Raw genomic sequence first — 14,092 nt, forward strand, 5'->3', positions numbered from 1 at the left:
CCGCCGCATAGGCTGCCGCCGGGAACAGCGGGGCCGGTGGCGTTCAGCAGGCGTACGACTCGGTGAAAGCCTCGGCGGCCGGCGCGTCGCAGTACACCGCCGCGGCCGCAAGCAGCAGGCTCACCCCGGAGATCAGTCGCAATTCCGCGCGAACGCCGCCCGTCTCGCTGAGCGGCAGGCGCAGGCGCGCCCGCTTTGTCGACGCGACTTCCAGCCACCCGTCGGCCAGGCCGCCGAAGAAGCGCGCCGGATCGCCCTCCCAGCGCGCCGCTTCAAAGCGCAGCACGACCCCGCTCGCGTATCCGCGCACCGGCGCAAGACCCGGCGCAACGGCACGCAGGCCGTGGGCAGCGGAGAAGACCACGCTCAGCGTATCGCCGGCAACTTCAACCCGCTCGACTTCGGAACTATAGAAATCCAGCTCGAAGTCCATCGCGCGGCCCGGATGGTCGGTCAGACTCAGCGCTCGAACAGTTCGCTGAATCGCGCCAGGTCGGTAGTCGCCTTGCGTGCATCGGCAAGCCCGACACGCTTGGCCTTGAGCAGGATTTCCAGATCCGAGTTCATGGTGTGCGAACGCGAATCGGGCATTGCGTTGAGCTTGTCGAGCAGCGCGCGGATGCCGCCAACATTGCGCGCGCTGATCAGCGCCTGCGCCTCGGCGTTGGGCGTCAGGCATTCGGTGGCGAGGTAGTAGGAATCGCCCTTGTTCGACGGAATCAGGGCCTGGCAGATCACGCTGCGCAGCGAGCTGGCCAGCGTCTGCGCCTGGGTTTCGCTGTTGCCGAGCAGGCGCAGCATCTTCTGCAGGCCAAGTTCGGTGGTCTTTGCGTGCAGCGTCGCGAACACCAGCGGGCCGGACTCGGACAGCGCCAGCGCTTCCTGCGCGGTCTGCGCATCGCGGATCTCGCCGATCAGGATCACATCGGGCCGCTCACGCAATGCATCCAGCGCGCCGAGGTAGTAGCTGCCGACGTCGCCGTCCTCACCCACTTCGCGCTGGGTGATGATGCAGCGACGCTGCGGGATCAGCGTCTCGACCGGGTCTTCGATCGTGATGATGTGGCCCGAGCGGGTCTTGTTGATCTCGTCGAGCAGCGACGCGATCGTCGTCGACTTGCCCTGGCAGGTGTCACCGATGAACAGCACCAGGCCGCTGTTGAGCTTGACCAGATCCTGGATCGACGGGCGCAGGCCGAGGTCTTCGAGCGGCATCGGCTCGGTCGGGAAGCGGCGGATCACACAACCCAGGCGCTTGCGGCCCTGGAAGGTGAAGCAGTTGGCGCGGATCCGGGCGCTGTACAAATCTTTCGAGCGGTCGAAGGCGCGCTCCATGATGCGCTCTTCCCAGTTCGGCTCGATGACCTTGAAGAATTCCTCCAGATCCTCCCCGGTCACCGGCGTATCAGAGGCCGCCACCAGCCGCTTGGGCTGGCGCAGCATCACCGGGCTGTTCTGGTGGATGATGATGTCGCTGAAGACGATGTCTGAATTGAGCAGATGCAGGATCTGCTCGACCAGCGTACCAAGGGCGGGATAGCCCGCGTTCTCGGCCGGCGACAGCGTTGCGATCATCGAATAGTTCTGGAATTCCATTCAGGCTCCCGGGCAAGCATTTTGTTCGTGCGGCCGTGACTATATACCGCGCGAGCGCAATGTCGCGAGCCGCGCCGACAGGCGGCCGCGCAGCGCCGGCCTGTATGGAATGCCAGTTTCATTTCAGCAGGACTAGAGGCCCCTGTTGGCGGGTTACGCCCGGTTCCACGGCGGCGCCTCGGCCGCCTGCGACAGGGTCAGCACCACGGCATCCGCGTCCTGCGCGAAGCGGTGCGCCAATCCGGCTGGCACATGCAGCAGATCCCCCGCGTTCGCCGTGGCGCGCCCGCCGTCAGCGGTCTCCATGACGAGGCGGCCGCTCACGCAAACGATCCATTCGTCCGCAACGTGCTGTTCGAAGGCGTAGGCGCCGGGCGGCACATGAATCAGCAATAGCGCGCCCGGCGAGGTGCGCGTCAGGCAATGGTCCTGATCGGCGGGCAGCGCGCGACCCAGCGCCGGCAGGCAATGCACCTGCAACGCGGAGCGCACGCTCACAGGGCCACCCTGACAAGCAGCTTGCCGCGGTGCTCTCCGGTGAACAGGCGGTTGAGGGTCGCTGGCAGTTGTTCGAAGCCATCGACGCAGGTTTCTTCGAAGACGATTTCACCGCGCTGCACCCAGGGCCCGACCACGCGCAGCATTTCGTCCATGCGGTGCAGATAGTCGCGCGCCAGCATCCCCTGGATCGTCGCCCGCTGGTACAGCAGGTGATGCAGGAAGCGCGGCCCGAGTTCCGGCGCGTCGAGTCCGCCGGAATACTGGCTGATGCTGCCGCAGATGACGATGCGCGCGCGGCGGTTGATCTGCGGGATCACGGCATCGCTGATCCAGCCCCCCACATTGTCGAAGTACACGTCGACGCCGCCGGTCGTTGCCCGGATCGCCCGCGACAGGCTGTCGGCGTCGGCGTGGGCGCGGTAGTCGATGGCCCAGTCCAGGCCGAGCGTGCCCGTCAGCCAGGCGCACTTGTCAGCGCCCCCGGCGATGCCGAGGACCCGGCACCCGTGGCGTCGCGCAAACTGCGCCACCAGCGAGCCCACCGCACCGGCCGCACCGGACACCACCACCACCTCGCCGGCGTGCGGCCGGCCGGACTCGGTCAGACCGAACCACGCCGTGCGCCCCGGCATGCCGAGCACGCCCAGGGCAGTGCTGACCGGCGCGAGCGTCGGATCGAGCTTGCGCAGCACGCTGTGATGCACCCGCGCATGGGTCTGCCAGCCGAGCAGGCCCTCGACCCAGTCGCCCGGCGCGAACGGGGCATCGCGCGCGGCCAGCACTTCGCCAACCACGCCGGCGCTCTGCACCACGCCCAAGGGATGCGGTTCCGCGTTGTAGGTCGGGCGACGCGACTGGTTGATCCGCATGTAGGGATCGACGCTGATGTAACGCGCGGCCACGAGCACCTCGCCGCTCGACAACGCAAAGGAGAGTGGCTGACTGCGCAGTTCGTAATGCTCGGGGCCCACCACCGCATCGGGCTGGCGGGCGTAGATCCACTGCTGATGGATCGGGGGATTCGACACGGTCATGGCTGGGCACGCAAAAAACTGGAGAAGCCTGCAGTGTGTTCGCCGCCATATTTCCCGAAAAGCAACTAAAATTACACTTTTGTTGCCCGTTCCGACACAAGCATGGATCTCGCCGATCTCCGCCTGTTTCTCGCCGCCACCCGCCACCCCAGCCTGCAGGCGGCGGCCAGCGAACAGCACCTGACGCCATCGGCGCTGTCGAAAGCCATTCGCCGCCTGGAAGAAGACCTGCGCACGCCGCTCTTCGATCGCCAGAGCAAATCACTGCGGCTCAACGCAGCAGGGGAGCGATTGCGGCAACGCGCGCTCGATCTGGTGCATCTCGCGGAACAGACGCGTGCCGAGTTCGAAGGCGCCGATTTCCGCGTGCACTGCCGCGTTGCAGCACCCGCGGTGTTGCAGTGGCGCTGGGGTGCGGCGATCGCTCGCGCACTCTCGGCGCGCTTTCCAGACAGCAGCCTCGCGCTGCGCCCGGTGTTCGAAGACGAGGCGCTGGCCGCGCTCGCCCGCGGCGACGCCGACTTCGCCTGCGTCACCGGTAAAGCCCTGCAGGGCAGCAACCCGCGCCACTGGCGCAGCGACTTTGCTGCCGTGTCGCTCGGCACGATACGCATGCAGCTCGCGGCGGGCGCACATCATCCGCTCGCACAGCGCGCACCCGGCCTGCCGGTCACCGCCAGCACAGCCGAAGTGCTCGCCCACCCGTTCGCCTGCCCAAGCCGGTCGCTGTTCTGCGGGGTGCAACGCGGCAGCCGCTCCGATGGCTGGCGTGACGATCGCCTGCCGCGCGCGATCCGCTACTGGGTGGATGACCTGCAGGTCCTCGTCAGCCTCGTCATCGCAGGCGAAGCGCTGGCCTACCTGCCCGACTTCGCGCTGCAGACCCCCGGCCTGGTGCACGTTTCGGTCAGCGACTGTCCGTACACCTGCGAGGAATCCGTCTGGCTGGTCTGGCGCCCCACCGCCGCGGCCGGTTGGCAGCAGCATGTGGTTGACGCCCTCGCCACCATGCAGGGCGATGTGACACCTGCACGCGCGTGATCCGCATCCACCGGTAGCATGGCGTCTGCCTGCCACGGAGCCCCCCATGAAGGCCTACTATTCCGCCCGCGCGCCCTACTACGACGCCGTCTATGAGCAGCCCGAGCGCGCCGCCGACATCGCTTTCCTGCGCGACCACCTGCCCGCGCGTTTCTCCGGGCGGCGGGTGCTGGAGATAGCCTGCGGTACGGGCTACTGGTCGCAGCACCTCGCCCCGGCATGTACCGGACTGGTCGCAACCGACGGCCTCGACGCGCCGCTCGCCTTCGCGAAGCAGAGGCCCGGCGTCGATCCGGCGTGCTGCCTCGTCGCAGACGCCTACGCACTGCCCGAATCGCTCGGTCAATTCGAAGGCGCCTTCGCCGGACTGTGGCTGTCGCATGTGCCGATCGCAAGGCGCGGCGAATTCCTCTGCGGCCTGCATCGGCGCCTGCGCCCCGGCGCGCGCGTGCTTTTCATCGACAACAGCGAGGTGCAGTGCCGGGACTACCCGATCTGCGACACCGATGCCGATGGCAACACCTACCAGATGCGCCCGTTGCGTGATGGCAGCCAGCATCGGGTGCTGAAGAACTTTCCGCACGAGAGCGAGCTGCGCGCGATGGTGCAGACTTTCGGCGCCGAACTGGTCGACTACCGCAGCCTCGACAACTTCTGGATCTTCGAATACCAGCTCCCCGCCTGAAGACAGCCACCATGCCTTCCTACGAGACACTTGCTGCAATTGCGAACGCGTACACACCCACGATCGGCCTGCTCTGGCTGGCCTGCGTACTGCGCGCCGCCTTTGCACAAGACTGGCCCGTTGCGGCGTGGCGCCTTGCGCTGGGCCTGGCCTGCGTCGCGATCTGCTACGCGATGATGTTCGCCGACAAAGCGCTGGCGCTGTGGCCCGCCTTCGGACTCGACTACAGCACCCACGCGGCGGTGTCTTTTGCCTTCGTCGCGCTGTTGTGCACCCTGCTGCCGCGCGCGCGGTGGGTGTGGATCGGTTCGCTGGTGGCCTACGCGGGACTGATGATGATTCAGCGTTACCACTCGCTGGCCGACATCCTCAGTACCGCGGCGGTGATCGGGCCGCCGATCGTCGCGCTGTGCCTGCGCGTCGGGCGCCGTGCGCGCGTGGCTACGCCCATCGTGGCTGCCTGACATCACGACACGCCAAGCGGGCCGCGTCACGCGCCTGCCATCTCGCCTCAACGCCGGCGTCATGTGTCGCCGATAGCTTGCAAGGTCCGATCGTCTACTGGACCTATCCATGCGCACCTTCGCTTCGCTCGGCATTCGCCCGCACACCTCCATCGCAGCCCTGTTCAGCGCCGGTCTGCTGCTGACTGGCTGCGGCAGCGACGGCACCGACACCACGCCCCCCACGCCACAAGCGTTCAAGACGCTCAACCAGGCCGCGCCGATTGTCGTCGCCCACCGCGGCGCCTCCGGCTACCTGCCGGAGGAAACGCTGGAGGCCTATCAGCTGGCGATCGACATGGGCGCCGACGTGATCGAGCCGGATCTGGTGTCGACCAAGGACGGCGTACTGATCGCGCGCCACGACCCTAACCTCGCTTACAGCACCGACGTCGCCAGTCACCCGGAATTCGCCGACCGCAAGAAGACCACCAGCGTTGACGGCGAGACACAGACCGGCTGGTTCGCCAGCGACTTCACGCTGGCAGAGATCAAGACGTTGGGCGGCATTTCGACCGACGCCGAGCGCCCCCAGCAGTACAACGGCCTCTACAAGATCGCCACCTTCCAGGAAATCATCGACCTCGCCAAAACGCAGAGCGCCAAGCTCGGCCGCACGATTGCCGTGTACCCCGAGACGAAGAATCCGAGCTACCACCGCGACCTGGGCCTGCCGCTGGAAGGCACGCTGATCTCGCTGATCAACGCCGCCGGCTGGAACAGCAAGTCCGCGCCGATCTATGTGCAGAGCTTCGAGCCGGGCAGCCTCAAGTACATGAAGGCAAATGGTCTCAACACCAAGTTGATCCAGCTGATCGATGCCGACGACGTTGACCTGAAGACCGGCCAGCTCACCTATGCAGCGCCCTACGACAAGCCTTACGACTGGGCCAGGGCGGGCGACCCGCGCGGCTTCAAGGATATGGTGACGCCGGCTGGCCTGGCCGAGATCGCCACCTACGCCGACGGTATCGGCCCGTGGAAGCCTTACATCGTGCCGGTGAAAGGCACGCTGGATGCGAACGGCGCAGTCAAGGACATGAACGGCGACGGCAAGATCAACTATGCCGATGCGACCACGCAGACCCCGACCACGCTGATCGCCGATGCACACAAGGCCGGCCTGATGGTGCACGCCTACACCTTCCGCAACGAGAAGCGGCGCCTGGCCCTCGACTACAAGGGCGATCCGCAGGCCGAATATCTGCAGTACTACCGGCTCGGCATCGACGGCTTGTTCTCCGACTTCACCGATACCGCGGTCGCGGCGCGCAAGGTGTACCTCAAGGAACTCGGTCGCTGAGTCCCGGCTTGACGCAGGGCCCGCGTCGCAGCGGCGACGCGGGTAGAAGTTTCCCGCGGGCATGCGTTGAGGGATAGGATGCAGGCTGGCGACCCCAAACAGGCAGGACTGGCGGTCGCAAATGGCTTCCCATCAAGCGTGCTGAACTTCAATGAACCTGCTCAGCGGATTTGTCGTCGCGATCGCCACCGTGCTGGCCCTGCTGCCCGCGCCACCGGCCGCTGCCGACTGCACGGTCCTGCGGTACGCGACCAATCCGAACTACCCCCCCTTCAGCTGGCCCGGCGAGCGCGACGACTACAAGGGTGCGAGCGTGGAACTGCTCAAGCTGGTCGCCCCGCCCGGCGTCACGCTGGTGCCGATGGTGTTCCCCTGGAAACGCTCACAGGCGATGGCCGAGGCCGGTGAGATCGACTTGTTGCTGAGTCTGCGCATCACGCCCGAACGCGAGCGCTACCTGAGTTTCACCCGCGCTGCCGCCTTCGCCAATCCGATCGTCGTCTTCGTTCCCGAGACCAGCCCCATCAAGTACGCCGACTGGCAAACGCTGAAGGACTATCGGGGCGGGGTGAGCCTGGGAGATGCTTTCGGAAACGGATTTGACGAGTACATGCGCGACAATCTCAAGGTTGAAACCGCGCTCACCATGGTCGAGAACTTCCGCAAGCTCAAGCTTGGTCGCATCGACTACTTCGTGTCCGGCGACTATCTCGGGCGCGCCTACCTGCGCAGCGCAGCGGGCAAGAGCGGCATACGCATCACCTCGGTTAACCCGCCGATCAGCAACGGCACCATCCACTTCGGCTTCAGCCGCAAGTCGCCTTGCCTCGCCCTGCTTCAAGCCATGGACGCGCGGCTCGCCGAACAGAACACGCGCGGCACACCCGCGCGCCTGCTGGATGAAGCGCTGACGGCCTTCGGCCTCGAATCAGCTTACGAGTGGAAGTAACGCATTACGGCTCCGGGCGCGCTCGGAGGCAGTCCTGCTGCGAGATCAAGCCTCACTTGCGCCCCGTCCGACACCCATGATCCGAACCGACCTTCCAGACTGCTTCCTGCGCCCCTGGCAGGAATCCGACCAGGCGGCCCTGGTTGCGCTCGCCGACAATCGCAAGATCTGGCGCAACCTCACCGACCTGTTTCCGCACCCCTACACCGAGGCCGACGCGGCGTTCTGGATTGAATTCGCCAATCACAGCGCCCCCTCATGCCACGTCGCGATTGTTCATCGCGGCAGCCTCGTGGGCGGCATCGGCATCATTGCCGGGGAAGGTAATGCGCGTTTCACCGGCAACTTCGGCTATTGGCTTGGCGAGCCGCACTGGGGTCAGGGCATCGCCAGCGCAGCCGCGCGCGCGATGGCAGATCACGCGTTCACGCATCTGCGGTTCGAACGACTCGAAGGCGCCGTGTTCGAATGGAATGCTGCGTCGATGCGCGTACTCGAGAAAGCGGGTTTCCGCCGCGAAGGCGTGCTGCGCAAGAGTGTCTTCAAGGATGGGCAACTGATCGACAGCGTCATGCATGCACGACTGCGCGGCGACTGAGCGGGTGACGACACAGCGCTGCATCATTTTCGATCTCGACGGCACACTGGTGGACAGTGAGGGGCTCTGCAACCAGGCCTTCCTCGACCTGCTCCCGGATCTCGATACGCCGCTCGCGTCGCTGGTCGCGATGCACCGGGGCCGCAAGCTTGCAGAGATCCTCGCTGACCTCAGTAGCGCACTCGGCCGTGCGCTGCCGGCAGACTTCGAAACACGCTACCGCGCGCATGTTGCGGCGCGCTTCTCCGAAGCCTTGCATCCAATGCCGGGGGTTCGCGAAATGCTCCGGCAACTGCGCGATGCGCGCTGCGTGGCATCGAGCGGGCCATCCGCCAAGATTCGCCAGGCGCTATCGGTAAGTGGTCTTTCCAGCTACTTCGGCGAACACGTATTCAGCGCGTACGAGGTCGGCTCTTGGAAGCCTGACCCCGGCCTGTTTCTTCATGCCGCCGACGCGATGGGATTTGCCCCGTCGTGCTGCGTTGTCGTCGAGGACAGCGAAGCCGGCGTGCTTGCCGCGCGGGCTGCCGGCATGGATGTTGTCCATCTCGCGCCGGCCGACAGCGAACCCTTGAAGCTCGGAGAGTGGCGCATCGGGCACATGAGCGAGCTGATCGCCCTGCTGGAGACCCGCGCTGTGCGACCTCGACCCGAGGCATGAGCCCAACCCCGGGAGAGATCGACGCCGCTTCGACACATTGCGGACAATTCGCGCCCGGACAATCCATGCAAAGCAATGGCCCGTGCCCCGGAACGTCACCGCAGTCTGATCATGCCGATTGAACTCTCGACCCTCGCCCTCTTCCTGCTCGCCGTGTTGGCACTGATGCTCTCGCCGGGGCCGAACATGGCATTCGTGCTGTCTCACGGCCTCGCCCATGGTCCGCGAGGCGGGTTCGCCGCCGCGCTCGGCATCACGCTTGCCGATCTGGTACTCACGCTGCTCACCTGTTCCGGCGTCACCGCCTTCGTCGCGGCATGGCCGCCCTCGTTCGATCTGCTCAGGTACCTGGTGCGGCGTATCTTCTCTGGCTCGCCGTCCAGTCCCTGCGCGCCACCTCGAAGCCGTTCGCCCAGAGGCACGCTGAGGTTTCGCTGTTGTACGTGTGCCGAAGCGCCATGCTCAACAGCCTGCTCAATCCGAAAGCCCTGCTGTTCTTCATGGTCTTCCTGCCCCAGTTCGTCGAGCCCGCTCACGGGCATGTGGCATTGCAACTGGCGTTTCTCGGCAGCACCCTGTCGTTCACCGCGCTGGCGTTCAATACGCTGCTGGGCGCCTTCAGCGGACAGGTCGGCGCGATGCTGCGGCGCAGTCCGGTGATCTTCAGAACGCAGGGGCGTTTGCTCGCCGGTGTAATGCTGTCGCTCGCACTGCGCCTGATCCTGCTCGATCGCCCCCTGACCGGCCAGAGGCTCTGAATGAACACAAAACTGCACGATTCGGTCGCCATCGTCACCGGCGCCAGCCGCGGTATCGGTCGCGCGATTGCGATCGGGCTCGCCACGGAAGGCGCCCGCCTCGTTCTGGCGGCCCGCTCGCGTGACGGCCTTGAGGACACTGCAGCGCAATGCGACTGCGACGTCCGACTATTCCCGGCCGACTTGCGCGAACCGGACGCCCCGCAAAGGCTGATCGACTTCGCCCTTGCCGAATTCGGCACGATCGACGTGCTGGTGAACAATGCCGGCGCCACCCGGCGCGGCGATTTCCTTGAGCTCACCGAGGCGGACTGGGAAGACGGCTTCGCGCTGAAGTTCTTCAGCACCGTGCGTTGCAGCCGCGCGGCCTGGCCGCATCTGGTGCGCACGCAAGGCGCGATCGTGAACATCGTCGGAGTCGGTGGCCGCACCGGTTCGGCCGAATTTTCGATCGGCGGATCAGTGAACGCGGCTTTGCTCAACCTCACCAAATCGCTCGCCGATCGAGGTCTCACCGATGGGGTGAAGGTCAACGCGATCAACCCTGGCTCGGTCCGCACCGAACGGCTCGAAACCCGCATCCGGGCTGTTGCAAGCGAAAGCGGACTGTCACTCGACGAAGCGGCGGCCGCGATGGCGAAGAAGCTCGGCGTGGCGCGCTTTGGCGACCCCGCCGAGATCGCGGCTGCGGTTACCTTCCTCGCCTCGCCGCTGTCGGCCTACTGTCAGGGTACGATTCTCGACGTGGACGGCGGGCAGACGCGCACCTTGTAAGCGCGGCACCACCCCCAACAACAATCCGGGCCCCGTTGCGATCGGGGCCAGCGCCTTGCCGGCATCCGCCAACCCTGAGGAGACTTCGCCCGATGAATCTGCGCACGCTTGCCGTCGGTCTGCTAATGATTCCGTTCATGGCGCGGGCAGAAACGCCGCCCAATCCCGCCGACAAGTACGTGCTGTTCAAGGGCTCGAAGATCGCGCTGACCCATGCCGAGCTGATCGACGGCAGCGGCGGTGAAGTCCGCAAAGACCAGACAGTGCTGATCGAAGATGGCCTGATCAAGGCGGTGCTGCCCGACGGCGACGCCCGCATTCCGCGCGACGCGCTGGTAAAGGACATGAGCGGCCACTCGCTGACGCCCGGCTTCGTGATGCTGCACGAACACTGGTTCTATCCGCTCGCCAGCGGCTCGTACGGGGCCATGTTCGAGACCTTCCCCGGCCTTTACCTCGCCGGCGGCACGACGACGCTGCGCACCGCCGGCAGCGTAAGCCCGTATGCAGACCTGAATACCTGGAAAGACATCCGCGCCGGCAAGATCGTCGGGCCGGACATGGATGTGACCGCGCCCTTCCTCAACGGCAAGGAAGCCTTCGTCGGGCAGATGCAGCGCCTTGAAACCCCGGCGCAGGCCACACGGATGGTCGACTACTGGGCCGACGAGGGAGCCTCCTCCTACAAGGGCTACATGCACCTGACGCGCGCGCAGATGAAGGCGATCATCACGGCCGCCCATGCCCGTGGCCAGAAGGTGACGGCGCACCTGTGCTCGCTGACCTACACCGAGGCGGCTGACCTGGGCATCGACGACCTCGAGCACGGCTTCCTGGTCGCGAGCGATTTCGTCGCCGACAAGAAGCCCGACGTGTGCCCCGGCCAGGACAAGGTCGACAAGTCGCTCAATGCGCTCGCCGCCGATGATCCGCGCATGCTCGCGCTGCAGCAGCATCTGCGCGAACGCGGCGTCGCGATCACCTCGACGCTGACGGTGTTCGAGACCTTCGCCGCCGGACGCCCGCTCGCACCGCAGGGCGCGCTCGATCTGCTAATCCCGCCGCTGCGCGAGGCCTACGTCGCGCAGTGGTCGAAGATCGCACGCAAGGGCAAGAACCTGTGGACCGAGTTGCTGCCGAAGGCGATGGCCTGGGAAAAGCGTTACTACGACGACGGCGGGCTGCTGGTCGTCGGCACCGATCCGACCGGCTTCGGTGGTGTGGTGCCGGGCTATTCGGCGGTGCGCGCCATCGAACTGCTGCTTGAAGCCGGATTCACGCTGCCGCAGGCGATACAGGTCGCGACGCACAACGGCGCCCGCTACCTGCAGCGCGAGGCAAGCATCGGGCGCATCGCGCCAGGCCTGCGCGCCGATCTGGTCGCCTTCAAGGGCAGCTTGTCTGCCGACGCCACGGCGCTCAACAAGCTCACCTGGACGATGAAGGCCGGCGTGGCCTACGACTCGCCGCAGATCATCGCCGCGAACAAGGGTCAGGTCGGGCTGCACTGAGCGCCGTCGCCGGCCCGACCACAGGCGCGCGCCGACCGACTCAGCTCAAGACGCTTGCCGGCGCAAGGTGGCGCGGCACGCATTGTGTCGCACCACTGTGCAGGGCAGCGCGGGTGAACAGGCAATCCTTGCCGATCATCCGCGCGGCCAGCCAGGCTTCCCAACGGTGCGCAGAGGGCAGGCCAAGGCTTGAATGTGCGCACAGCAGCAGTGCCACGCTGGCGAACAGCACCAAGGCGCGGAAGCGCTGGACGCCCGACGGCACTGAATCCAGCGTGGCTGCGAGCGCCACCAGGGCGCCAAGCGTCCATCCCGCCACCGCCTCGCTGATACTGTGAGCCCCCAGCACGATGCGCGAATAGGCAACCAGCGCGCAGATCAGCAGGCCGACGACCGTCAGCAACACGCGGCGCCGCCCGTTCCCACCGCCACCCAGCGCGACACACACCACGGGCACGATCGCGGTCGCCAGCATCGAGTGCCCGCTGATGCCGGTGAAATCGAGGTCGGCAGATCCGAATCCCCACGCCATGAATGCGATCTTGGTCGCCAGCACCACCGCGGCGCCGGCGATCAACAACGCGAACCAGCGCACTGCGAAACGCGCACCGCCCGCGCGCGTCGCACCGAAGGCCACCAGCGCGGCGACCGGAACGATCAGGGCTGCGGTGCCGAGCTGGGTCAGCAGCGCCCAGAATGTGAAGGGAAGCAAAGGCGTCGTCATGGCGTGACGCTAGCACGCCCGGATGAGGGCTTTCCGTAACGGATCGTTACCGTCTGGCTCAGGTTTCGCCGTCGTTCGGCAGCGTCGCCAGCGATAGCGCGGGCTTGTGGGACAATCCCACCCCGATGGACACCCTTTGCAGCCCGCCTCACGCCAGCACCCCCAGCACGCCGGACTACGATGTCGCGCAGCTGGGCCAGGTCTTCACGCCCGAGCCGGTGGTGCGCGCGATGCTGGCGCTGCGCCGCAATCACGGCCGTACGCTTGAACCGTCCTGCGGCAATGGCGCCTTCCTGCGCCATCTACCCGGCGCGGTCGGGATCGAGCTCGACCCGCGCCACGCGCCGCCGGGCGTGCTGGTGGGCGATTTCTTCGCGCTGCCGCTGAACGAAACCTTCGACACGATCATCGGCAACCCGCCCTATGTGCGGCATCAGGACATCGCGCCGGGCACACGCAGACTGCTGCCGACAGAGTTGCCATTCGATCGCCGCAGCAACCTGTTCCTGTATTTCATCGCCAAATGCGTGAAGCACCTCGTGCCGGGCGGCGAGCTGATCTTCATCACCCCGCGCGATTTCCTGAAGGCCACCAGCGCCCAGCCGCTGAACCGCCTGCTGCATGCACGCGGCACGATCACCCATGCGATCGAACTGGGCGACAAGAAGAGTTTCGCAGGTGCTTTGCCGAACTGCCTGATCTGGCGCTTTGTCGAAGGCGACTTCTCGCGCCGCACCGCGCTGATCGACGCCGCCCATCACCGCACGCTCGACGATGCGCTGGCGGCCGCCCGGAACGGCGACTGGGAGATGCGCGACTTCGTCGAACACGCCGGGCAGCTCGCCTTTGTGCGCGACGCACATGAGGTCCCTCTGACCGAGGTTTTCTCGGTCAAGGTCGGTGCGGTCTCGGGCGCCGATTCGGTTTTCGCTAGCGCCGAGCATGGCACGCGCGATTTCGTCTGCTCGCACACCCGTACCAGCGGCGAGACCCGGCGCATGATCTGGCAACCCGAGTCGCCCCACCCCGCGCTGCAGCCGCACAAGGCGGCGCTGCTGGCGCGACGCATCGCACCCTTCGACGAGAGCAACTGGTGGCAGTGGGGGCGCGGCTACCCGCAGAGCGCCGCGCCACGCATCTATGTGAACCACCGCACCCGCGTTGCGGAGCCCTTCTTCCTGCACGACAGTCCGCATTTCGACGGTGCGGTACTTGCGCTTTTCCCGCATCGCCCCGATGTAGGCCTGAATGAACTGTGCGCGATGCTGAACGCGGTCGACTGGGCGGAGCAGGGCTTCGTCTGCGACGGTCGCTTCATCTTCGGCCAGCGGGCGCTGCAGAACGCCCGCCTGCCGGCCGCCTTCGCCGCGTACGCACGACAATTGCCCCCCGTCGGGTCCCGCGCCGCGTAAATCGCAGCGCGTTCCTTGCGGGGTTAAACTTGGCGCCCCGAC

The 14,092-nt window shown here is 66.3% G+C and carries 15 protein-coding genes and 1 pseudogene; 11 read left to right on the forward strand and 5 right to left on the reverse strand.

What is annotated here, in order from left to right; genetic code table 11:
• Positions 1-43 precede the first annotated feature (43 nt).
• From GGR36_RS12790 to GGR36_RS12805, 4 genes are all read right to left on the reverse strand, one after another.
• The gene (locus GGR36_RS12790; protein ID WP_183635129.1) at positions 44-433 is read right to left on the reverse strand and encodes a hypothetical protein; all 390 of its coding nucleotides are present in this window, start codon (positions 431-433) and stop codon (positions 44-46) included.
• Positions 434-459: 26 nt separating this feature from the next.
• On the reverse strand, positions 460-1,596 hold the full coding sequence (locus tag GGR36_RS12795; RefSeq protein WP_183635130.1) for a type IV pilus twitching motility protein PilT: 1,137 nt from the start codon (positions 1,594-1,596) through the stop codon (positions 460-462).
• Between the two features lie 153 nt (positions 1,597-1,749).
• Positions 1,750-2,094, reverse strand: coding sequence for a cupin domain-containing protein (locus GGR36_RS12800; protein WP_183635131.1), 345 nt, complete (start codon positions 2,092-2,094; stop codon positions 1,750-1,752).
• Positions 2,091-3,131 carry an NADP-dependent oxidoreductase gene (locus GGR36_RS12805; protein WP_183635132.1) on the reverse strand — a complete coding sequence of 347 codons (1,041 nt, stop codon included), beginning with the start codon at positions 3,129-3,131 and terminating at the stop codon, positions 2,091-2,093. The genes GGR36_RS12800 and GGR36_RS12805 overlap by 4 nt, the downstream gene beginning before the upstream one ends.
• Before the next feature lie 102 nt (positions 3,132-3,233).
• On the opposite strand from GGR36_RS12805, the gene GGR36_RS12810 reads away from it, so the two are divergent.
• The 10 genes and pseudogenes from GGR36_RS12810 (at position 3,234) to GGR36_RS12855 (ending at position 11,914) form a co-directional block, all read left to right on the forward strand.
• Positions 3,234-4,172, forward strand: coding sequence for a LysR family transcriptional regulator (locus tag GGR36_RS12810; protein WP_183635133.1), 939 nt, complete (start codon positions 3,234-3,236; stop codon positions 4,170-4,172).
• Positions 4,173-4,218: 46 nt separating this feature from the next.
• The gene (locus tag GGR36_RS12815) at positions 4,219-4,857 is read left to right on the forward strand and encodes a class I SAM-dependent methyltransferase (RefSeq protein WP_183635134.1); all 639 of its coding nucleotides are present in this window, start codon (positions 4,219-4,221) and stop codon (positions 4,855-4,857) included.
• 11 nt (positions 4,858-4,868) lie between these two features.
• Entirely contained in the window at positions 4,869-5,321 is a 453-nt protein-coding gene (locus GGR36_RS12820; RefSeq protein ID WP_183635135.1) for a hypothetical protein, read from the forward strand.
• A gap of 109 nt (positions 5,322-5,430) precedes the next feature.
• Positions 5,431-6,663, forward strand: coding sequence for a glycerophosphodiester phosphodiesterase (locus GGR36_RS12825; RefSeq protein ID WP_183635136.1), 1,233 nt, complete (start codon positions 5,431-5,433; stop codon positions 6,661-6,663).
• A 151-nt stretch (positions 6,664-6,814) separates the two neighbouring features.
• Positions 6,815-7,612, forward strand: a complete 798-nt coding sequence (locus GGR36_RS12830; RefSeq protein WP_183635137.1) for a substrate-binding periplasmic protein — start codon at positions 6,815-6,817, stop codon at positions 7,610-7,612.
• Positions 7,613-7,688: 76 nt separating this feature from the next.
• Complete coding sequence (locus GGR36_RS12835) at positions 7,689-8,210, forward strand: GNAT family N-acetyltransferase (protein ID WP_183635138.1); 522 nt, start codon at positions 7,689-7,691, stop codon at positions 8,208-8,210.
• Positions 8,188-8,871, forward strand: a complete 684-nt coding sequence (locus GGR36_RS12840) for an HAD family hydrolase (protein WP_183635139.1) — start codon at positions 8,188-8,190, stop codon at positions 8,869-8,871. The genes GGR36_RS12835 and GGR36_RS12840 overlap by 23 nt, the downstream gene beginning before the upstream one ends.
• A 186-nt stretch (positions 8,872-9,057) precedes the next feature.
• A pseudogene (locus GGR36_RS12845) lies at positions 9,058-9,629 on the forward strand (LysE family translocator).
• A complete protein-coding gene (locus tag GGR36_RS12850) occupies positions 9,630-10,403 on the forward strand; it encodes an SDR family oxidoreductase (protein WP_183635140.1) in 774 nt (257 codons plus the stop codon).
• 92 nt (positions 10,404-10,495) lie between these two features.
• Positions 10,496-11,914 (forward strand): amidohydrolase family protein, encoded by a 1,419-nt coding sequence (locus GGR36_RS12855; RefSeq protein ID WP_183635141.1) that lies wholly within the window; start codon positions 10,496-10,498, stop codon positions 11,912-11,914.
• Between the two features lie 40 nt (positions 11,915-11,954).
• Here the strand turns inward: GGR36_RS12855 and GGR36_RS12860 are convergent, their stop codons facing one another.
• The gene (locus tag GGR36_RS12860) at positions 11,955-12,638 is read right to left on the reverse strand and encodes a phosphatase PAP2 family protein (RefSeq protein ID WP_183635142.1); all 684 of its coding nucleotides are present in this window, start codon (positions 12,636-12,638) and stop codon (positions 11,955-11,957) included.
• A 125-nt stretch (positions 12,639-12,763) separates the two neighbouring features.
• Between GGR36_RS12860 and GGR36_RS12865 the strand changes: the two genes are divergently transcribed.
• Complete coding sequence (locus GGR36_RS12865; RefSeq protein ID WP_183635143.1) at positions 12,764-14,050, forward strand: Eco57I restriction-modification methylase domain-containing protein; 1,287 nt, start codon at positions 12,764-12,766, stop codon at positions 14,048-14,050.
• The last annotated feature ends 42 nt before the right edge of the window (positions 14,051-14,092 follow it).

It is taken from the genome of Niveibacterium umoris (assembly GCF_014197015.1).
In the GTDB taxonomy this organism is placed as follows: Bacteria; Pseudomonadota; Gammaproteobacteria; order Burkholderiales; family Rhodocyclaceae; genus Niveibacterium; species Niveibacterium umoris.